The sequence below is a fragment of the Wolbachia endosymbiont of Brugia pahangi genome, assembly GCF_012030695.1.
Classification (GTDB): Bacteria; Pseudomonadota; Alphaproteobacteria; order Rickettsiales; family Anaplasmataceae; genus Wolbachia.
Window position 1 is genome coordinate 384,195 of sequence record NZ_CP050521.1, and the last position, 22,355, is coordinate 406,549.

Annotated in this window: 16 protein-coding genes; 11 read left to right on the forward strand and 5 right to left on the reverse strand. The window is 34.4% G+C overall.

The genetic code is table 11. From position 1 onward, the window contains the following. Positions 1-28: 28 nt before the first annotated feature. The 4 genes from WBP_RS01870 (at position 29) to WBP_RS01885 (ending at position 3,746) form a co-directional block, all read left to right on the forward strand. Positions 29-985 (forward strand): Rpn family recombination-promoting nuclease/putative transposase, encoded by a 957-nt coding sequence (locus WBP_RS01870; protein ID WP_167895885.1) that lies wholly within the window; start codon positions 29-31, stop codon positions 983-985. Positions 986-1,096: 111 nt separating this feature from the next. Further along, the gene (hemB, locus tag WBP_RS01875) at positions 1,097-2,089 is read left to right on the forward strand and encodes a porphobilinogen synthase (protein WP_167896305.1); all 993 of its coding nucleotides are present in this window, start codon (positions 1,097-1,099) and stop codon (positions 2,087-2,089) included. 1,201 nt (positions 2,090-3,290) lie between these two features. After that, positions 3,291-3,428, forward strand: coding sequence for a recombinase family protein (locus WBP_RS01880; protein WP_167895886.1), 138 nt, complete (start codon positions 3,291-3,293; stop codon positions 3,426-3,428). 3 nt (positions 3,429-3,431) lie between these two features. Beyond that, positions 3,432-3,746, forward strand: a complete 315-nt coding sequence (locus WBP_RS01885; protein ID WP_167895887.1) for a hypothetical protein — start codon at positions 3,432-3,434, stop codon at positions 3,744-3,746. Between the two features lie 700 nt (positions 3,747-4,446). Here WBP_RS01885 and uvrC read toward each other — a convergent pair. From uvrC to WBP_RS01910, 5 genes are all read right to left on the reverse strand, one after another. Further along, positions 4,447-6,267 carry an excinuclease ABC subunit UvrC gene (uvrC, locus tag WBP_RS01890; protein WP_167895888.1) on the reverse strand — a complete coding sequence of 607 codons (1,821 nt, stop codon included), beginning with the start codon at positions 6,265-6,267 and terminating at the stop codon, positions 4,447-4,449. Beyond that, a complete protein-coding gene (gene glyS / locus WBP_RS01895; RefSeq protein ID WP_167895889.1) occupies positions 6,252-8,363 on the reverse strand; it encodes a glycine--tRNA ligase subunit beta in 2,112 nt (703 codons plus the stop codon). The genes uvrC and glyS overlap by 16 nt, the downstream gene beginning before the upstream one ends. Before the next feature lie 3 nt (positions 8,364-8,366). After that, on the reverse strand, positions 8,367-9,206 hold the full coding sequence (locus WBP_RS01900; RefSeq protein ID WP_167895890.1) for a glycine--tRNA ligase subunit alpha: 840 nt from the start codon (positions 9,204-9,206) through the stop codon (positions 8,367-8,369). A gap of 44 nt (positions 9,207-9,250) precedes the next feature. After that, a complete protein-coding gene (locus WBP_RS01905; protein WP_167895891.1) occupies positions 9,251-10,009 on the reverse strand; it encodes a phosphatidylglycerophosphatase in 759 nt (252 codons plus the stop codon). A gap of 229 nt (positions 10,010-10,238) precedes the next feature. Beyond that, complete coding sequence (locus tag WBP_RS01910) at positions 10,239-10,469, reverse strand: hypothetical protein (RefSeq protein WP_167895892.1); 231 nt, start codon at positions 10,467-10,469, stop codon at positions 10,239-10,241. Between the two features lie 281 nt (positions 10,470-10,750). Here WBP_RS01910 and icd point away from each other — a divergent pair, with 281 nt between their 5' ends. From icd to WBP_RS01945, 7 genes are all read left to right on the forward strand, one after another. After that, positions 10,751-12,178, forward strand: a complete 1,428-nt coding sequence (gene icd / locus WBP_RS01915) for an isocitrate dehydrogenase (protein WP_167895893.1) — start codon at positions 10,751-10,753, stop codon at positions 12,176-12,178. A gap of 123 nt (positions 12,179-12,301) precedes the next feature. Continuing rightward, complete coding sequence (locus WBP_RS01920) at positions 12,302-12,445, forward strand: hypothetical protein (protein ID WP_167895894.1); 144 nt, start codon at positions 12,302-12,304, stop codon at positions 12,443-12,445. Positions 12,446-12,755: 310 nt separating this feature from the next. Next, the gene (locus tag WBP_RS01925) at positions 12,756-13,325 is read left to right on the forward strand and encodes a hypothetical protein (RefSeq protein WP_167895895.1); all 570 of its coding nucleotides are present in this window, start codon (positions 12,756-12,758) and stop codon (positions 13,323-13,325) included. A gap of 250 nt (positions 13,326-13,575) precedes the next feature. After that, entirely contained in the window at positions 13,576-14,214 is a 639-nt protein-coding gene (gene nth / locus WBP_RS01930) for an endonuclease III (protein ID WP_167895896.1), read from the forward strand. A 620-nt stretch (positions 14,215-14,834) separates the two neighbouring features. Beyond that, positions 14,835-16,163: a tRNA (N6-isopentenyl adenosine(37)-C2)-methylthiotransferase MiaB gene (miaB, locus tag WBP_RS01935; RefSeq protein ID WP_167896306.1), complete on the forward strand. Its 1,329-nt coding sequence runs from the start codon at positions 14,835-14,837 to the stop codon at positions 16,161-16,163. 64 nt (positions 16,164-16,227) lie between these two features. Further along, complete coding sequence (locus WBP_RS01940; RefSeq protein WP_167895897.1) at positions 16,228-19,632, forward strand: class I tRNA ligase family protein; 3,405 nt, start codon at positions 16,228-16,230, stop codon at positions 19,630-19,632. 60 nt (positions 19,633-19,692) lie between these two features. Then, complete coding sequence (locus tag WBP_RS01945; RefSeq protein ID WP_167895898.1) at positions 19,693-22,353, forward strand: hypothetical protein; 2,661 nt, start codon at positions 19,693-19,695, stop codon at positions 22,351-22,353. Positions 22,354-22,355 lie beyond the last annotated feature (2 nt).

The following is a 22,355-nucleotide window of genomic DNA, read 5'->3' on the forward strand; positions in this document are numbered from 1 at the left end:
ATATTAAAGTTTTAAAGGTTATTGTGTCATGGCTTTATCAAAATTTCTTGATCTGAAATTTGACCTAATATTTAAGAAAATCTTTGGCACTGAAAAGAATAAGAAGATTATTATTTGCTTTCTCAATAATATTTTAGGATTCACTGAAATAAATGCTATACAAGAGGTAGAATTCTTAAGCGCTATAATCGATCCTGAAATTGCCTCTAACAAACAAAGCATAATAGTTGATGTTTTCTGCAAGGATGCCACTGGAACCAGGCGTGTAATTGAAATGCAGCTCGCTATAAACAAAGGCTTTGAAAAACGTGTTCAACCTTACGCTGTTAAGGCTTACTCAAGGCAATTAGATAAATCTGGTAATTACATTGTTGATTTAAAGAAAGTTTTCTTTATTGCAATTTCCAATTGTAACTTACTCTCTGAAAAAGTTGATTATATATCTACTCATAATATACATGATACAAAAACCAATGGCCATTACTTGAAAGATTTTCAATTTATCTTTATTGAACTACCTAAATTTTCTAAGAGTAAAGTAGAGCAATTAATAAATATAGTAGAGCATTGGTGCTTCTTTTTTAAGAATGCAGAGGATACCACTGAAACAGATCTAAAAAAGGTTGCCAAAAAAGTACTAATAATAAAGCTAGCATACGATGGGTTAGATGAGTTTCATTGGAATGAAGAAGATATAATAGCGTATGAAGAAAGAGTAATGAATCTACAGAAAGAAAAAGCCATCCTTGAATACAGACTACTTGATCTTGCTACTGAAAAAGGTAGAGAAGAAGGTGTCAAAATCAGCAAAGAGAGAGGCATCAAAGTTGGAGCAGAGAAGGGTAGGGAGGAAGGTGTGAAGAAAGCTAAAATAGCAGTAGCGAAAAATTCACTTAAGGCAGGTATATCTATAGGTGTTATAGCTGAAATAATAGGTCTTTCTGTTGGTAAAATAAAAAAGTTGCATGAAATAGAAGTGAATTGATTGATAAGAAAGACAAACTATATATTTTATTCATAAAAATGAAATTTGAGGAGAAATCGCAAAAATGCCATTGATGTTTACTTCTGTTAGGGTAGTTTTAGAAGGGGTATGATGTTTAATTTTCCAAACACACGGTTAAGACGCAGGCGCTCAAGCAAATGGGTTCGTAATTTAATAAGTGAAAGCGCTTTATCAGTAAATGATTTGATTTTTCCTCTGTTTGTTCATGACAGAGAAGAAACAACTGAGCTAGTTTCTAGCTTACCTGGCATAAAATGTTACTCAATAGATGGATTGGTTTCCATAGCTCAGGAAGCTGAGGATTTAGGAATTAATGCTGTTGCAATTTTTCCTGTAGTTGATAGTAAATTAAAATCTGAGAATGCTGAGGAAGCATACAATTCTGATAACTTAATCTGCAAGGCAATTCGTGCTATAAAATTAAAGGTACCTGGTATTGGTATTATCGCAGACGTTGCGCTGGATCCATACACTACTCATGGTCATGATGGCATCTTAAAAAGCAATCGGATAGATGTAGAAAACGATAAAACGGTATCAATATTGTGCAAGCAAGCGCTTGCTTTAGCAAAGGCGGGGTGTAATATAGTTGCGTCTTCTGATATGATGGATGGCAGAGTAGGAAGGATAAGAAAAGTATTAGATGATAATAACCTTCAGGATGTGTCAATATTGTCTTATGCAGTGAAATATTGTTCCAGCTTTTATGCACCATTCAGGCAAATTGTTGGTTCATGCGTATCATCAAATTCTATTGATAAAAGTGGCTATCAAATGGATTACAGAAATGCAAGAGAAGCAATTTGTGAAATTGAAATGGATTTAAATGAAGGTGCGGATTTTATTATGGTAAAGCCGGGTATGCCATATTTAGATATAATAAAAATGGCAAGTGATGAGTTTAATTTTCCGATTTTTGCTTACCAAGTAAGTGGTGAATATGCAATGATAAAAGCTGCAACGAACAATGGTTGGCTAGATTATGACAAAGTAATTTATGAGTCTTTGGTTGGTTTTAAACGTGCAGGTGCAAGTGCAATATTCACTTATGCAGCACTTGATGTTGCAAAAAATTTGAGGTAAATACACCCTGTAAAAAGTTCTCCTAACATAACAAACTTTTAGTAGCATCCCAGCCCAATGAAAAAAAACTACTTGATAAGTCTGCTGACCCCTTTACTATAGTACTGGGGTTGTTATTTGTCTTCAGTCTGTGTAGGCTAAACGGTAAAAAACTTAACATGCTTGGCGTCTTGTATTTTATTTTTTGTACTATGTGCACCTCGTGTCTTTATAAACTTTCAAGGTTTTTACTTAGTATAAGTGTAAAATACACTTGTTAAAGCGTTTAAGACAACAAAAAACACCAATTTATAAAGTTAATATAAATAACTAGCCATCAGAGAAGCTTCTTTTGCCTTTTTTTATCTGGTAAATTTCTAAAATATTTATTACTAAAGTAGTATCTCAGATTTCAATGTTTGCTACTTCAAAGACACCTTGTGTTTTAGGTAAAATCTGTTTGTAATATTTAGCACACTGCTCTCGCAAACAGATGTTCGTACAAATGTATGCTTGAGATTGGCATACAGTAAGCTTAACTCATTAGACATAAAAGGTTAATATATTTGTAAAATGGAGATAAACCATTAATAATAGCAAACTTTACGAAGTACGGTAAAATGAAAGTAGTAAATTTATATGTGAGAGCTTCATTGAAAAGGCAAGTACAAGAGGATATAATAGGTAGCTAATTTGCTAACTTGGAAAGTAGAATTGATAGGGATAGGTATGAGCTGCTAAATGAATATAAATTTATCGATAATGGTATAGTGAATCAAATTTAAAGCATCCTGGTTTACACAGTTTACGTGGCAAAGTAGTAGAAGTAAAATTGTGAAATTTACGTTCATCTGCCTAGCCATTTTTTACGTAAATGTACAGGTCTGAAATTCTTATCTAAAGAGTTCTAAAAAGCAGGAGCAAAGGTAATTCTTTTGAACTGTCAGATAGACGATAGTCCAGGGTCTGAATTACTTTACTAGATGTGCAGGGAATAGCAGCAGAAGATGAAAGAACGAAATCTCCGAGGAGAAAATCTATGCAGCAAGAGAAGGTCGTGTAATGAGTAATACTCCTTATGGTTACCGTTATATAAAGTATATAGTGAGGGAGAGGCAAGGTTTGAAGTTAATTAAGAGGAAGCCGAAATAGTGCGCAAACTGTTTGCGTGAGTAGATCAAGAAGAGCGACTTTAAGAGAAGCTGTACAACGACTGAAAAAGATGTGTATTATTATACCAAAGGACAAAAGAGATTGGCATCCAAGTGCAATTAATAGAATCTTGAGGGATCTTACATACAAAGGGCAAGCAGCGTTTGGTAAAACAAAGTTAGGTCCAATAAAAAAAGAAGTGGAGTAGGAAATGCGCAAAAAAAGCTATTCCGTCTATCATAATGACCGAGAAAGTTGGATTAATATAACAATACCAAATGTAATAATTGGAGAAAAATTATTTGATGCAGTACAAGAACAACTGGCTGAAATAGGGAAAGAGCAAGAGTACGGAAGGGTAAAGGAACGTCTTTACTTCAAGGATTGGTTATATAAAGAAGCTACTATTGTTGTAGTGCTCCTAACCTTTATTATTGTTATAGTGAAATCAGAAGATGTAGTGGTAAGCCAATTCGTGCAGAAATATTGGAAACTCCTATCTGGGAAGAAGTGGAAAACTTATTAAAAGAGCCAAACAGAATTATAAAGGAGTACTAGCATAGAATTCCAGAGCATAAAAAGCCACTGGATAAAGCGTTTGAAAAACAGAAAGGTAGATTGAATAGAGATATTGAGATACTCATTGATGGCTATATCACAAAACATAATCTTGAGTAGGAAGAGAGGAGATTAAGTCAAAGTATTGAAAGGCTCACTTACAGTTATAATAAAGGGGATATATAACAGGGGAGAGTTTGAGTAGATAATAAAAAAGAGAGAGCAAGATTTGGAGAAAGTTAAAAAGCAAAAGGAAAAGATAAAAAATCAGGAAGCAGTACAACGGGAGTTGGCTAGTGTATTACAAACAGCTTAAAGAGGTTTTCCCCTAGTGTTAAGCCAGAGCTTGACCAATTGCATTGGATAGACAGACGTAGTGTAATAAAGAAATTAGTTAAAGAGAATTAAGGTTAGCCTTGATCCCATAACATAGCGTTTCAAATAAAAAAGTTTGTCTAACCTTACCCAAAATGGATGAAGTCAAAATATATAACGTTATCACAGGAGTTTTGACTCAATATAAACCCTAAAAACTGTTGCTTTCATTATCTCGCTCCTCAAAAGATTATAAACAGGTTCTTAAAATGAGATGGGCTCAATAAGGTGCAATGTGGTTTGAGGCAAAAATTTAAAGTCTTTTCGCTTGTATCTTAACTACACCTCTGCATCTATTCTTTATTATCTACGTGTTTAAGGATAACTTCTGCTAACTCCTTACTAATTCTAGCTACATTTTGAATTTCAGCTAGAGAAGCTTTGCTTATGTTTTCTACCGAACCAAAATGAGACATCAACGCATTTTTTCTTTTGTCACCGATGCTGGTTATTTTGCTTAACGGTGAAACAAAAAACTGCTTATCACGTTTTTTTCTGTGCGAGGTTATTGCAAAACGATGAGCTTCGTTGCGTAGCGATTGTAGGTAAAGCATGACTTTGCTACCATTTTTCAAAGTAAAATCCTCTCTGTTTGGCATATAAAATCTCTCATTCCCTGCATTGCGGTAAGAGCCTTTTGCCATACAAGCAAAAGGAACATTTATATTTAATGTGTTCAACACATTCTGCACTACGGAAATATGCCCTGGACCACCGTCAATCAGTAGAAAATCAGGAACCACGTCCTTTATATTGTTGGAGAAACGTCTGGTTAGCACTTCCCTCATCATTTCATAGTCATCTCCTAAAATTTCTCCTTTGATAGTAAATTTTCTGTATTCACTTTTTAAAAAACCTTCCTTTCCTGCAACAACCATGACACCAACTTGTTGATTTCCAGATGTATGGCTATTATCATAAACTTCGACACGTTTTGGAATATTGGGTAACAGGAAAATTTTGCTAAGCTCTTCAAATTTTTCTAGGTTGTTTTTATAATCAGTGAGCTTTTGCTCTAGGCTACGCTGTGAGTTATCATAAACAAATTTTAACAAATTATGTTCTTTTTTACTTTTTGCATGCAAGGCTTTTATTGGTTTGTGAGTAACATTATGCAGTGCTTGCTCTATAATTTCCTTACCCGTAACAAAGTCAGAAACATAAATTTGTGCTGGAGGTATGTTAGCTGAATTATACAATTTGATTAAAAAGGTGGATAAAATTTCATCATCTGGATGATCACTACAGTTTTCGACAAAGTAAGGAGTGCTTCCATAGTTATCTTTATTTCTGAATGATAACACACCAATACACGCCAGATCCTCTTTACGTGCAATGCCGAAAAAATCTGCATCTTTTTCAAAAGAAAAATCCATTGACTGCATTTGAATTTGTTCAAGGAATTTTAACCGATCTCTATATATAGCAGCAAGTTCATAGTTCTCTTCTTTGCTACACTTTTCCATTGTAGAGGATAACTGTTTTTTCACTTTCTCATTCCTTCCAAGCAACGTGTCTCGTGTTTGTTTTACTGATTGACAGTAATCATCTTTTGTAATTTTACCAACGCATGGTGCTGAGCAGCGCTTAATTTGATATTCAATACATGGCCTTTTTGTTGAGGAAAAATATTGATCTGAACATACTCTCAAAAGAAAAGTTTTTTGCAATGACAACATAGTTTGCTTAACAGCAGCGACAGATATAAAGGGACCATAATAGTGAAATTCACCTTTTTTGAATTTTCCTCTATATTGCGCTATTCTTGGGTAATTGTGCTTGGAAATCACTATATAAGGATAAGATCTTCCATCCTTGAATATAATATTGTAAGGTGGCTTCAATGATTTGATTAGTCGTGCTTCAAGAAGTAGTGCATCTATTTCATTTTCAGTGACGAGTACTTCAACCTTAATAACTTGCGAGAGCATAAATTTAGTTCGTTCAGAAAGATTTTCGTATCGAAGGTAGTTAGATAACCTTGATTTTAAGTTTTTTGCCTTTCCAACATATAAAACTTTGTCCTTATCTCCAATCATTTGATACACACCACAAGATTGTGGAGATAACTCGATTTGTTTCTTTATTGCTTGAATATTTATGACATAGCCCATTGTTTAACTTGTATAAGGTTAAAATATGCTACTAAATGAAACGTGGAAGCTACATTAGCAAGCAAAGACAATCTATTTCTTCTTAGCTTATCAGAATCGCAGTTGATCTTTACACTGTTCATAAATTGATTAATAAATGGGGTAAAACGGATAAGCTCATCAAGCGCTGCGTTAAAGTTGCCACTTTGCATTGCTTGTTTAATGTTTCTACAAGCAGTTATAGCATAATCTGATAATACCATTTCTTCGCTTTCAATTAAAAACTTCTTATTATAGGGTGCACTGTAAGCAGTATTATCATTTTTTTCTGCTTTGTTAACTATGTTACTGACCCTTTTATAAGTGCTCAGGATCTGCTTGCCTTCAGGCGTATTAAGGTAACGATCCAATATAACAGTTTGCCTTTCTGCTGTGAGCAGATCATTAATATCATCTTTACACAATATTGAATCTACAATATCTTGCCTTATATCTCTGTTTTTTAAAATAACCCTGAATCTTTCTAAGCAAAACTTAAGCACCAGTTCTGCTCTACTTAACTTATGGGGGTGATCAACTGACGTTACATCTTTAGTAAATACAAGCTTGGGGTATAAAGATACTGATTTATCTATCAATAGCCTGATCGGAATGTGCAAATTATTTTCAAGTATCATTCTAATTATACCTATTGCCATTCTCCGTAAACCAAACTGATCATACGAGCCGGAAATCTTTTCACCTGCTGCTGCAATTAAACCAACCAAACTATCTATCTTATCAGCAATGGACATAACAATTGCGGCAGAAGACTTAGGGCACTCTTGCTCTGGCCCAATTGGCTTATAATGTTCAGTTATAGCTTCTACTATCTCCCTATCTTCTTGGAAATAAGAAGCATAATATCCACCCATTATTCCTTGCAATTCTGGAAATTCTTTTACTATCAATGTTGCTAGATCAGCTTTTGCTAAATATGCGGCACGCCCAATTTTAATTAGTGAAACACGTGGAACATATATTGCTATGTACTTTGATAAAGTTATAATGCGCTTTACTTTTTCTCCAACACTACCAAGAGAAGCATGGAATAATATAGAATCTAATTTTTTGACATAATAATCCAGATTTTCCTTTTTGTCCTGAGATATCAAAAATTGGGCGTCAGCAAGACGCGCTTCCAATATTCTTGCGTGTCCTTTAACAACTTCATCATTGTTAACATTCACAACAGTAATAAAATGTGAAATTTTCTGTCCATTGCTCAAAGCAAGGTACTTTTGCTGTGTATTAATTATGCTAAGAATTACTTCCTTTGGTAACCCCAATAATTTCTCTTGGTTCACTTCACCAAATAATACAATTGGCCACTCTATAAGTCCTGTCAGTTCATTTAGTAAATAATCATTTTTTTCAAGTTGTAAATTCTGCTCCTTCGTAAATTTGTTAATCTGATCCAATATAAATTGCTTTCTTTTGCCCGGCTGAAGGATTACGTTGTTTTTCTCTAGCAATTCAAAGTAGTCTTTAGGTGTTTTAACAGTTAATGCTGTGCCACTTGAGAGAAACCTATGGCCATATGTTATGTTGCATACTGTTATCCCTGCAAAAGATATAGGTATTATCTCGTTATTTAAAGTACATAAAATATTCTTAATTGGCCTAACCCATCTTTCTTTTCTTTCACTCCACCTCATACTTTTTGGCCAAGAGAAATTTTTGAGCATTTCCTCTAGTTGACTTTTGAGGAATTCTTTGATGTTAAATGAGTAAACGTCCTTTTTAAGGTAGTAAAAGTCTACATTATTCACCTTGCGAACAAGTAGATCTGTTTCACTTTTTTTATTCTTCCTTAAAAAACCTTCGATGGCACTTTTTGATGCGTTGACATTTGGTCCTTTAATTTCATCGTTAGAACCTTTTAGCCCAGAAATGCTTATATTGTCAACAAAAAGAGTGATGCGACGTGCCGTTATAAAAACTTCTATAGATGCAAATTTCACATTATTTTTATTGAAAGCATTAGTGATATAATTCTTAACTTGAGCTGCAGCTGAGTTCTGCATTCTTGATGGTATTTCTTCTGAAAGGCATTCAAACAATAATTGTGATGACATATGTTACTTACTCATATATAACTCACAACATTTTTTTGTCAGCTCTCTCACTCTACCAATATATGCTGTGCGTTCATTTACGCCAAGTACACCTCTTGCATCGAGCAGATTAAGCAGATGACTAGTTTTAACACATTGGTCATAAGCTGCTACCGGTAACTCTTTTTCGATAAGAAATTTACACAGTTTTTCTGTATCTTCAAATTGCTGTTGTACTACTTCAGTATTATAATAGTCTAATGCCAGATAAGAAAGTTCATACTCTCTTTGCTTAAAAATATCTCCGTAAGTTATACCATTGTCATTCCATATTATATCATAAACATTATTTACACCTTGTATGCACATTGCTAAACGTTCCAACCCATACGCCACTTCACCAGGGATTATTCTGCAATTAATACTTCCTATTTGCTGTATATAAGTAAGTTGTGTTACTTCCATTCCGTTGCATGTTACCTCCCACCCAAGGCCTGATGCGCCAACACTTGGATTCTCCCAATCATCTTCGATAAACTTAATATCATATTTTTCTGTGGATATGCCAAGAGCCTTTAAGCTACTTAAATAGACATCTTGCAAATTATTACCAGATGGCTTTATTATAACCTGGTATTGATGATGTTGATATAAGCGATTAGGATTGTCACCATAGCGTCCATCTGCTGGCCTAACTACTGGTTGTAGATATGCAATTTTTGTTGGTTTTACGTCAATTGCTGACATGATTGTTGCAGGATGCAATGTTCCAGCCCCAACTTCAGACGTATATGGGTGGAGTATGGTACATCCTTCACCAATCCAAAAATCTTGTAATTCTTTTATTATGCTTTGTAGATTCACGCAAACTACACACTTTTTATACTGAATATATAAACAAATAAGTACTATTCAATACTTATTTTTTTAACAGTGTTATGTAAATAGTCGCCTAAAACCGCTGAACTTTCTTTCATATACTGAATTATGCTCTTGTTTAGGATAATTGCATTATGCATAATGAGGTCGCAGAATATAAATGCAGTTAAATATAGCAAAATTACCGCATAAAAGGTATGGAAAATCCCTTCAAATGTGATTGATATTGCATTGTTATAACTGAGCTGTATTGAACTTATTGGCCAAGGTTTTATCACTTCTACAAAGTTAAAAAATATATAAGGTATTATAAAAAAGAAGAATAAGTGCATGAAATCATTAAACCAAAACGGACATTGAAGTATCTGCTTGCATACGTTTCCATAGAGGTTACTCACAGTATAATAAATTGACATTATTGCTGGCATTGAAAGTGCAACAGTCAGTACCTGTCCTGACGCTATTTGTATTACTATGTTTTCATCACTGCTTGCTGAAGGGTCCTGGGCGTGAAAAATAGATATTCCAACTAATTGCAGTATTAACATAATTACCGCCAGCTTCATAAAAATAGCAGCCACGACTATGCCGGAACTTGGCATCTTATATAGTATAAAATCGCCTCCATATGTGAGAATTAATGTAATGTCGGCAACAAGTAATATTAAAAAAGAAGACCAATAGTTCTGCCAACCTGGTAAATATCCTATTCCTAGAAAAGAGCTTACTGTTTTAGCAGGAAAAATCTTGCCTAATATCTTCCCCAGAATTGTCCACAAAATTCCCATATACTTAAGTAATGTTCAGCTAACAAGACTATAATACTTTATTGTAATAGACTTATCAATAGTTCAAAACACGATTGAAGGGTTTTGCGTGATATCGACAGCTAAAGAAAAATATCAACTAAGTTTATAATCTATTACTACTGTTTTTGCAATTTTACCGTAAAGAAATTGCTTACGCTGGCTAAAGATTGCAAATAATATAATTAAGATTGGTACAACTATGAATAGATTAGAAATATTGAGTAGTGTATGATAGATTATAAAATACGACACTCCAAAAGTTGCTGTTCTGTTTATTGCTTGTGTTAGAGTATTTTTCAAGTGTATTCTCGTCTTTTACACGCATGCGAAGTAATAATTGTTCTGGAGTACCACCAAATTCTATTATCGTAAATACATAAAATGTTAATTCCAATATTACCCCTATTACTTGTATAATTACTGCTTTATCTAAAATCATTTCAGTCACATTGAGTAATAGAGAAGGCGCTAAGGTAATCGAATAGTAAATCCAATGACAAATCCTATTCCCTGTGCTAAGATGTAATCAATGGCAAATGTAAGGATACGTCTTATAGTTCTTGCATAACTTATTTTAGTATCCATACACTGCCCGTGTTTTCTGATGCTATAATTAGTATGAAAGCACATTATTAAATAATTATAAATATACTAATTTATATAATATTGACCCGCCCTATTATTTGAACTAATATTAAATCACTTATAGTTAGGGAAGTTATGTCAACACCAATCACAGTTGCATATGGTGACGGTATCGGGCCAGAAATTATGGAAGCGGTGCTGTCGATGCTGCGCGAAGCAGAGGCAAAAATTTCAATAGATGTTATTGAAATAGGAGAGCGTGTTTATAATAAGGAATGGTCTTACGGAATTTCTCCAAGTGGTTGGGAGTCTATTGAAAGAACAAAGGTATTGCTCAAGTCTCCGACAACAACTTCACAAGGTAAAGGGCACAAAAGCTTAAACGTTGCACTCAGAAAAAGTCTAGGGTTATATGCAAACATCAGGCCATGCACTTCATATCATCCTGTTATAGAAAATAAATTCGATAGGTTTGATATTGTAGTGATACGCGAAAATGAAGAGGACGTTTATACAGGAATAGAGCATAGGCTTACTGGTAATTCCTACCAGTGCACTAAAATTATTACTAGATCTGGCTCAGAGAAAATATGCAGATACGCTTTTAATTATGCAAAAAGACACAATAGAAAGAAAGTAACTTGCCTAACTAAAGATAACATAATGAAAATGACTGATGGCATTTTCCATACAGCATTTGATTCTATTGCAAAAGAATATCCAGATATAAAGGCAGAACATTATATAGTTGACATTGGAATGGCACGTGTTGCCACAGAACCTGAAAATTTCGATGTTATAGTAACTGAGAACCTATATGGCGATATATTGTCAGACATAGTAGCACAAACCTCAGGTTCTGTAGGGCTTGCTGGAAGTAGTAATATAGGTAGTGAATATGCAATGTTTGAAGCAGTTCATGGTTCTGCTCCTAATATTGCAGGAAAAAACATAGCTAATCCTTCTGGCCTTTTAAATGCCGCGGTGCATATGTTGATCTATATAGGTCAGGCAGATGTTGCAAAATTAGTTCACGATGCATGGCTAAAGACTTTGGAGGATGGGATACACACTGCTGATTTGTATAAAGAGAAGAAGAGTAAACAGAAAGTTGGTACGAAAGAGTTTGCAGAGGCTGTTATAGATAATATAGGAAAGAAACCTGGAATATTGCCTGAGCTTATAATTAGCAATGGTGTAAGTAGTAAAATTAGTAAAATACAAGGTAACTGTGAACAAGACTATAAAGTTAGGAAACTGGTTGGTAGCGACATAACGCTCGCTTGGGACAAATCCAGCAATTTTAATCAAATAGTGAAATTATTTGAATCAAGTAATCCAAAGGTTATAGCAATATACTCAAAAGGGCTGGCGATCTGGCCTGGAGACTCAAAATCTTTGAGTGACCAAGTAACTTGCAGGTTTATTGCAAATAACGAAAAGAAAACTATCACAAACATTGATGTAAACAACCTGCTAATCAAACTTGAAGGAAATAGCTTTGATGTGGTAAGAATGGATAAGTTGTATTTGTATGATGAGAAAGAAGGGTTCTTTTCTTAAGTTATTGTTGAGAGTTTTAGCTCCATGCAATATTTAATTTATTGTGTTAAGAGCACGTAATGTTTGTATAGGATATAGTAGTGAGTTAAATTAACTAATCAGGAGTTTCGCGATAAAGCTGATTTGTTTAGCTTATTGAAAATAAAGGCTGAGCAAGTTGTAGATAAGAGTTACGAAGAGCTTAGCAGAATTTTAAAGAAGCAGCATAGGAAATTGATACTTGTAGATCATTCTGATAAAGGTGGAGAAGGAAATAGATTTATATAGATTTATCAGGCTTATGAAAAGCTGAAAAAATATATTAAATCTTTAGAGTTAGGAAATCCCTGTGTTAAAGTTAACGTTAGTGCTGAAGGTGATGGGCGTTCAACAGTACGTGAATTTCATTATAGAAAGAAATTATTTGAAAAATTGAATATCACTGAAGAAGAAGCAGTTGGAAAAATTACGTAAAATTAATGTCTATATTAAAGAGTAAAGGCCTTTTGTTTGAAGAAAACTAAAAAAACTTGATTAAGCTTATAAGTTAAATGGAAAAGTTTTACAAGATCCAAGTTTAGGTATCTTCAAAAAAGAGATGGAAATTAAAAAGTTGACACAAGAACTGAATCAATGTCAAGTAAAGCCAGATATACAATTATCCAATTGTATTGTTTCCCTAGAAAAAGGTGGAAGTTCAGTTGAAGAGGATAAAAAGGCCTTGACGTTAGAATTTATAGTGCGTAAAAATGCTTTACTAAATATCGGAAAAGAAAGCACTTTACCTTTAGCTCTATTAACTACCATTACTGTAGGCTGTTACTTGTCATGGTGGATAGTAGCATTTAATATTGTTTGTGAATACGTTGTTTATAAGTTAGCGAGCCATTATATGGCTAAGTATGGAAATAGTGAAATTTCTACTTACGGGTTTATGAACAAAATGAACTATATTGCGCTAGGCAGTAAACCTCTTTTTACCTATCTTATTGCTGCTTTTTCTGTTTATTTACTTACAACAAATTTTATTGCTAATGGATTAACTGTTGGTGTAGGTATACTTGGTTCTCTGCTTGCATTAGCAATATTAATTGAAGTGCTAGCTCCTGTCTTCTCAAGAGGTTGTAAAATATATGCTGAAAAGCATACAAGAGACTTACTTGGATGAAGGTCCAAAAGATAGAGTACAAAAGGAAACTGATCTGTTAGGGCAGTATGGTACATGAAAACTGTTAATGTCAATAATTATATCCCTTGTTAGGAAGTGTTTTGCAGAAGTGGCAAATAAGTTTGCTGAAAGGGAATTTTGATGAAGTAAACATAATGTATCTGGTGTTAACACTAAGTACTATAACCATGGAACAATTGGATTTATATGGTAGGATATTACAGTATAGTATAAGTTTTTAGCTCTATGCATGGATTCAGAAAAAATAGAATTGATATTTGAGAAATTAAAGCAATCGAATCCTATACCGAAAATAGAGCTAAGTTATACCAATCATTTTACATTACTGGTTGCAATAGTTCTATCTGCACGTACAACTGATGTAAGTGTTAATAAAATTACAAAAGAGCTATTTAGCATCGCTAATACGCCAGAAAAGATGCTGAATCTTGGGCAGAGCGAGCTTAAGAAACACATAAGCAGTATTGGTTTATATAATTCCAAAGCAAAAAACATAATTGAGCTCAGCAGAATATTAGTTGAGCGGCACACTAGTAAAGTGCCTGCCAATTTTGACGACTTGGTGTCTTTGCCAGGAGTTGGGAGAAAGAGTGCTAATGTATTTTTAAATTCGGGACTTGGCATTCCAACATTGGCAGTTGATACTCATGTTTTTAGAGTGAGCAATAAAATTGGCCTTGTGAAAGAAAAAGACGTGTTCAAAACAGAGAAATCTCTTTTAAATGTAGTTCCAAAAAAATACCTACTCTATGCTCATCACTGGCTAGTTTTACATGGTAGATATGTTTGCAAAGCACAAAAACCCTCGTGTGAAACATGCATAATTCATGATTTATGTGAGTTTGAGTGCAAAAGGTATAAAGTCTAGTATTTCTTCTCTTGTAGTTTATAGAAATGTGGCTGAAAAACTACTTGATAAACCTTGCCAATCCTTTATCATGAGATTGAAGGTGTTTATTTATCCTCAACCTGTACAGATTAAACGACAAGAGTATAACGGGGCTGGCTTCTTATTTTTTAACTTTTGCACTATGTACACCTCATGCTTATAAAGCTTACCTAGATTTCAGGTTTTTACCTATACAAATCGAAACGCACCTATAAAACGTTTAAGACAGCATAGTACGGCAATTTACAGGATTAGAGAGTGAGCAACTTCTATATGGAGTCCTTTTACCTTTTTTCTTTACTTGATAAATTTCTTAATATTTGTGGTCCAATGTGTAAAAGTGAGATTCCAGTGTCAACTGCTTAAATGACAAGAAGGGGACACTAGAATGACACCACCTTGGTGGACTAAAATTACAATATTCGTACAGCTATGTGCTTGACACTAGAATCGAGTTTTTTGTATTATTCCATAAAAATCTATTATGCATACTTGTGATAAGTACACCAGCGCCATGTGCTGGAACGATATCGGTGCATGTGTTTAGACATTTACGTATAGAGTGAAAAGATTAAAAAAACATGCCAAATAATAAAAGCATGAAAAGCTTATATATCAAAACTTATGGCTGTCAAATGAACGTTTATGACTCCATTTTAATGGAAAATATAATTAAACCTTTGGGGTTCAACGTTGTTAATGATGCAGAAAAAGCTGATTTGGTAATACTTAATACCTGTCATATTAGAGAGAAAGCAGCAGAAAAGCTTTATTCTGAGCTTGGGAAAATTCATTCATCAAGAAAAAATAAAGAAATTACTATAGTGGCAGCGGGATGTGTTGCACAAGCAGAGGGAGAAGAAATATTTAGAAGAGCACCTTTTGTTGATATTGTTGTTGGCCCACAGAGCATAACTACCCTGCCAGAGCTGATAGTTAAAGCAAGCAAAAGTAAAGGTCATGTGATAAACACTGATTTTCCTAAGGTTATGAAGTTTGATAGATTATCAGATGAATGCTATGGTAATAGCCAAGGATCTTCTGCATTTCTTTCTATACAAGAGGGTTGCGATAAGTTTTGCACATTTTGTGTGGTGCCATATACTCGCGGAGCTGAATATTCACGTCCAGTAAATGAAATATTCCGTGAAGCATTGAAATTAGTTGCAAATGGGGCAAAAGAAATCAATTTACTTGGTCAGAACGTTAATGCTTATCATGGCGAATACGAAGGGGAAGTGTGGGATTTAGGAAAATTAATTAGTCATATTGCTAAAATTGAAAAACTAGAAAGAATTCGCTATACGACTTCTCACCCAAGGGATATGCATGAGTCTCTTTACTTGGCACATGCGGAGGCACCAAAACTTATGCCATTTATTCACCTGCCTGTGCAGTCAGGTTCGAATAAGATATTGCGTGCGATGAACAGAAAACACACTACAGAGGAATATTTAGAAATAATAGAAAGATTTCGCAAATTGAAACCCAAAATCGAATTTTCCTCTGACTTTATCGTTGGTTTTCCTGGAGAAACCGAAAAAGACTTTGAAGGGACTATAAAATTAGTGGAAAGAGTTAGGTATGCTCAGGCTTATAGCTTTAAATACAGCACAAGGCCAGGTACGCCAGGGGCAGAAAGAAAAGATCAGGTACCAGAAAAGGTTAAAACAGAACGCCTCCTTCATTTACAGAAGTTGATTAATAAGCAACAACTTGAGTTTAACCAGAGTATGGTAGGTAAAACTATACCTGTTCTATTTAGCAATAAAAAAGGTAAACACCAAAACCAAATTATTGGTAAAAGCCCGTATATGCAATCGGTGTGCATTGATGATCCTGAAGATAAATGTAGAGATAAGATAGTGAATGTAAGGATATTGGAAGCTTGGCAAAATAGCCTATTAGGGCGTGAACTACAGGAATGAATTTGTTTTTTTGAATTTGTGATTTTCCAGAAAGTTATATACTTTTTAGTTTTAAATAGTGAACATGAAGCCAAAGCATTACCCTGATACAATAAGCAGCCCTGATTTTTCATCATTAGAAAAGGAAATCATAAAATTTTGGCAGGAAAACAAGATTTTTGAGCAGTCAGTTGAGAAACGTTCTAAGGATAATTGTTTTGTCTTTTACGATGGACCTCCATTTGCAAATGGACTTCCACATTATGGGCACTTACTCACTGGCTTCATAAAGGATGCATTTGCGAGATATCAAACTATGCTTCAAAAAAAGGTTGAACGTAGATTTGGTTGGGATTGTCATGGGCTGCCAGCTGAGATGGGGGCAGAAAAGGAACTTGGAATATCTGGCAGAACTGAGATAGAAAAATTTGGCATTGAAAAATTCAATAACTATTGCCGTACTTCTGTGATGAAATTTTCATCAGAATGGGAAAAGTATGTAAATAGGCAGGCAAGGTGGGTAGATTTTCATAATGACTATAAGACCATGGATAGGTCATTCATGGAGTCGGTCATATGGGCGTTTAAGCAGCTTTATGATAAAGGTCTAGTATATGAATCGGTGCGCGTTGTTCCATACAGTTGGGCATGTGAAACTCCGTTATCTAATTTTGAAACAAGGCTTGATACTGCATATAGGAAAAAGACTAGCAAAGCTGTAACTGTTGCATTTGAGCTTTTAGAAAATCCACAGCAGTTTAAACAAAAATGTAAATTACTTGCCTGGACTACAACTCCTTGGACGTTGCCGAGTAACTTGGCTTTAGCGATAGGAAAAGATATTGAGTATTGTACAGTGTCAGTTCACTCTTCAGTGTCATTCCAGCACGTGACACTGGAATCTAGAGAAAAAGAAACCTGGATCCCACTGTCAAGAACTGGGATGACAGAAGAAGGCACTGAGACGGTAACAGAGGACAATGAAGTAAGTCTAGTAAATAATGAGATATATATCTTTGCTGAAGACTACCTGGAAAAATTTATCGGTCATTGTGAACAAAACAATATTCCATATGAAAACTGCAATACAAAACTTAAAGCAGATGACCTAGCAGGTCTTTCTTATAAGCCACTGTTTAATTATTTTAAAGGTACGAAGAATGCATTTCGTGTTTTCATTGCTGATTATGTTACAGGAGAAGATGGTACTGGTGTTGTACACACTGCTCCTGGGTTTGGTGAAGAAGATTTTTACTTATGTCAAAGCCATGATATTCCAGCCATTTGTCCAATTGATAACAGTGGAAGATTTACTGCTGAAGTTTCAGATTTAACAGGAATTCATGTTTTTGATACCAATGATGCGATAATAAAGAAGTTAAAAGAGCAAGGAAATTGGTTCAAAACTGAACAATATATACACAATTATCCTCACTGCTGGAGGACTGACACTCCTTTGATTTATCGCGCTATGCCTTCTTGGTACGTTGCTGTAACAAAGTTCAAGGAGAGAATGACTGAGCTAAATAAGAGAGTTAATTGGATACCAACTCACATAAGAGATGGTCAATTTGGAAAGTGGCTTGAAAGAGCACATGATTGGTCGATTTCTCGCAACCGGTTTTGGGGTACTCCAATTCCTATATGGAAATCAGATGATGCAAGATATCCAAGGGTGGATGTATATGGTTCAATAGCAGAATTAGAAAGAGATTTTAATGTTAAAGTGAATGATTTACACAGACCATTTATTGATTCTTTAACAAGACCAAATCCTGATGACCCAACAGGAAAATCGATTATGCGTCGTGTACCTGACGTGTTTGACTGTTGGTTTGAATCTGGCTCGATGCCATTTGCACAAATTCACTATCCGTTCGAAAATAAAGAGTGGTTTGAGAGTAACTTCCCCGCAGATTTTATTACTGAATATATAGCACAAACAAGAGGGTGGTTCTATACGCTTTTTGTGTTATCCACTGCTTTATTTGACAGTGAACCATTTAAGAACTGCATATGTCACGGTGTAGTTCTCGATGTAAAAGGACAAAAATTATCCAAACGTTTAAATAATTATGCAGACCCGATGGAGGTTTTTGATAAATATGGTTCTGATGCACTGCGTTTTCTTATGCTTTCTGGATCTATTGTTTGTGGTGGCAATTTATTTCTTAATAAAGAAGGAAGCTCAATACGGGACGTTCTGAAAAACGTAATGAAACCTATTTGGAATAGTTATCACTTTTTTACCATGTACGCAAACGCAGACGGAATTAAAGCTGAAGTTTGTAAGGACTATAAAAGTACTATTGATTCCTACATGATTTTCAAATGCTTTGAGGCTGTGGAAAGTATCCAAGCTTCTATGAGCAACTATAATTCCCAAGAAGCTTGTAAAATTCTGATAGATTTTTTTGAAGTACTAAATAATTGGTATATTCGTCGCAGTCGTGAGCGTTTTTGGAAAAGTAACTTGGACCAAGATAAAACTGATGCTTACAATGTTCTATATACGGTTTTTTATTACATATTAAGAGCCGCGGTTCCTTTGTTGCCACTTATAACAGAGACTATATGGCAGGGGCTTAAGTATAAAGAAATATCTGTTCATTTGGCTGATTTTCCACAGTTAGAGAGGTATGATAGTGAACTCATTGCCAAGATGGATTTGGTAAGAGAAATATGCAACTCTGCATTATCTATTAGAAACACTTTCAATATACGTGTCAGACAGCCACTTGGTAGTATGACCGTTTATCATCAGTCCTCCTGCAGTTTTCTTGAAAGTGAGCCACTTTCTGTTGTTATTCCAAAATTCTCTCCTGTCATCCCAATGCGTGACACTGGGACCCAGAAAGAGAAGAAATGGTCAAACGCCGAGATGAAAACGAGCATGAATGAATACCAAGAGATGATAAAAGATGAAGTAAACGTGAAAGAGCTAAAGTTAGTAAATAGCCTTGAAGGTATTGCATCATTGGAGTTGAAACTAAACTTCCCTATGCTTGGGAAAAGAATTCCAGACAAGGTCAAGAAACTAGTTCAATATGTCAAGGAGGGGAAATGGAAGCAAGTTGATAATGAGCAAGTATTTTTAGGCAATGAGTCAGAAAGCTACATTATAGAGAAAGACGAATATGAGCTATTATTAAAGACGAACAGTGAATACTCTTCTGTGTTTGGTGACAACAAAGGGATTGTTATCCTGAATACTGCCTTAGATGATGCTCTGGTTCTAGAGGGGCTTGCAAGAGATGTTGTAAGGCTTATTCAGGAAGCCAGAAAGCAAGCTGACTTTCATATATCCGATAGAATCAGAGTAATAATCAAAACCGAAGATGAGAAAATTAAAAGAGCAATAAATACGTGGGGTGAGTATATAAAAGAGCAGACTCTTTCCTTATCTTTAGAAATTAATATAGAAATTGGAGACAATTTTTATTCTAAAGAATACCAAGATTTAATTGTTGGTATTGAGTTAAATTGTTAACAATTGTAAATTGTCAGCATTTATGCTATACTTAAGGTAATTGAGGTAAAGTGATATAATATGAATACTGTTGTAGTTTGTGAAAAAGTTTTTAGCTCAAATAACAATAAAGAAGAGCCTATTGTTACTTTAGGAGAACAACAACCTGTTTCTAGTTTGGAAGAAAAGAAGAAATTGTTAGCTGGGTTTGATATTCCACTGAGTATATTTCATTATAAAAGTTATGACTCTGACTTCTTTACTTCCTGGTGTAATGTATCAAGTGAAATATTTAAGGAGATAAACAGAGCTTGCCCGGAAAAACGGGTGTTGAATTTAGCTCTATCTGTTTTAATGCTTCCTTATATCGCTTTTACTGCATTAGGGTTAGTTATATATAACAGGTTTAAAATAAACGATGAAACACAGAATAGTTCAGAGGAAAATAAAATAAAAAAGAGTGAAGTAAGTGAAAGTACAATAAAAAGATTAGCATGTGGTGTTCTTGCCGCAATAGCAATTCTTGTTAATATAGCTGTGCTTGTAGTATTAATTATTCCTGCAACGCTCGCCTTGGCTACTTTTTATCTTTTGAATAAAGAATTATCTTACTCTTTGATTGCTGCTCTTAAAGTAAGTATGGGGTTATATTATAATGAACACCAAAATGTTGAGATATCTTTTCATGAAACAGAAGTTACTGGGCCAAACATTACATGGAATATGGAAATGAAATTTCCGTCACAATTTGAGCAGTTGCTTAGAGATTTGTGTGAAGATAAAAATGATAAACCATTTGTTATACGGGATTCAGAACATAATACCGTACTGAAATTATCAGCTAATATCCATTTAAGAAATGGTCTCGTGCCTTTGCGTAATGAGATCAAGGAGGTGCTCGAGACTTCAATTCAGGAGTTCGCAAGAACTATGGAGGAGCTGATAAAAATAGAAAAGAAAGATATTACTTATGATAAGCTGAAGGAACTGTTGAACGGATTCAGACTAAAAGTAGTGAATAGTGTAGGTCCTAAATTGACAAGTCACTTAATACAGGATGCTTACGGAGTTGCCTTTATACAGGCAATCAAGATTGCACAGGGAGAGGGAATAAGAAAGGAAGGTTTTTCCTTAGAGGAAAGGCTGAAAGAAGTATTAGTAAAGCAAGAATTAAAAAATCAAGGTAAAGAGTTATCAAGTAAAAAAGATATTATAATAGAAGATTTGGAAAATGCAGGGGTAGAAGTACCAAAAGACTTAAAAGAATGTGAGTTTTCTGTGTATGAAGCGGAATGGAAGTACAACAAAGAAGTACGTAAAAGAACATTTATTGAGGTTTCTGAGAATAAGTATCTTCAAGAAACAAGGACAGCTCTAGATAATGCAAAAGAAGAAATTCGATATTTAAAAGAGGTAGTATTGAAAAGGTATAATGATATATGTAAAGAATTGGAAGAAATACATGAGAATTGGAGAAACAGCAACTTAAAAGGTGGTGCCTTAAAAAGGAGATTAGAAGATCTTTTTAAATTAGAACACGATGATCAAGAGATTGAGCAAAGGTTAATAGAATCAAGAATAAAAGCTATTCGGACTCTACTGAGTAGATTAGATGATAAGGTAAAGCAGTCCTTAGAGGAAGAGATTGATGGGCTGAAAGCAAAAACTTCAGGTGAAGTAAATGGCTTTGTAGAAAAGACGTATTTAGAGATAAAACAATATGAAATGCAAAGATTACTTCAAGAACAAAAGAGAGGTGTTCTGGATTTATGCAGGATATTGAAAGAATATGAACCAGATCTGGCAGAAATGATTGAGGCTTCCCGCAAGCAGGAGGAACAAGAAAATTTAGAAGTAGAACAAGCACTAAAAGGTCAAAATGAGCGTTTAAAAACCAAACTAAATGGTAGGGAAAAAGGGCATCCGTGTACAAAATCAATAAAAGTGCTCTTAGAAAGGAATGAAAGAATTCTAAAAGCATTAGAACAACTGGAGTTATGTAAAGAATGGTTATTAATAAATGAAAAAACAAAAAATGATTACAAAGAAGAGCTAACGTCTCGAGAAAAAATAAAATTTGCAATAATAGAAGATGAGTTGCTAGATATATTCAAGAGGAATGAAGCCTTTGATGGGGAGGCAATCAAAAAATTATTAGAAAAAGCAGAACTTGAGTATTATTTAGCAGAGAAATGCATCAAATATCCTGTGATTAAAACGAAAGATAATGTCAAACATTTTTGTCAAGTTTTATTGTCTCCTTTGATAGGTAATTTGGCAGGAAATATAATAAATAATGTACCAAAGGATAATAAAAGTGGACTTTCACGGTTTTGGGGCTCTTGCAAAGTTGGTTTAGGCTATATTAAAATGGGCTGGTCAGCTACAAAAAAGAATGAAAGTACAGAAGGAAGAGCATTAGATATGGCACATGATACTTATAAGGAAGTAGAGACATTGCTTAAATATTTTGAGTTGAGTTATGAAGAAATGGGAGCTTTAGTAGGTGATGTATTTTCTGATGATGGTGAAACATTTAAAAAGGATATATGGCCTAAAATAAAAGATCATCTGTGTGGAATGTGGGATAGATTTTTTAAGGATATTGAATTCACATTAATCAGCAAAGATAAAAACATCTGTCAAGGAACAGCAAGAACAGTAAGCACTAAATTGAATGAGCTTGTAACACAGGAACATAAGAATTCTGTTAACGAGCTTTGCTCAGCAGCAGGGGCATAATA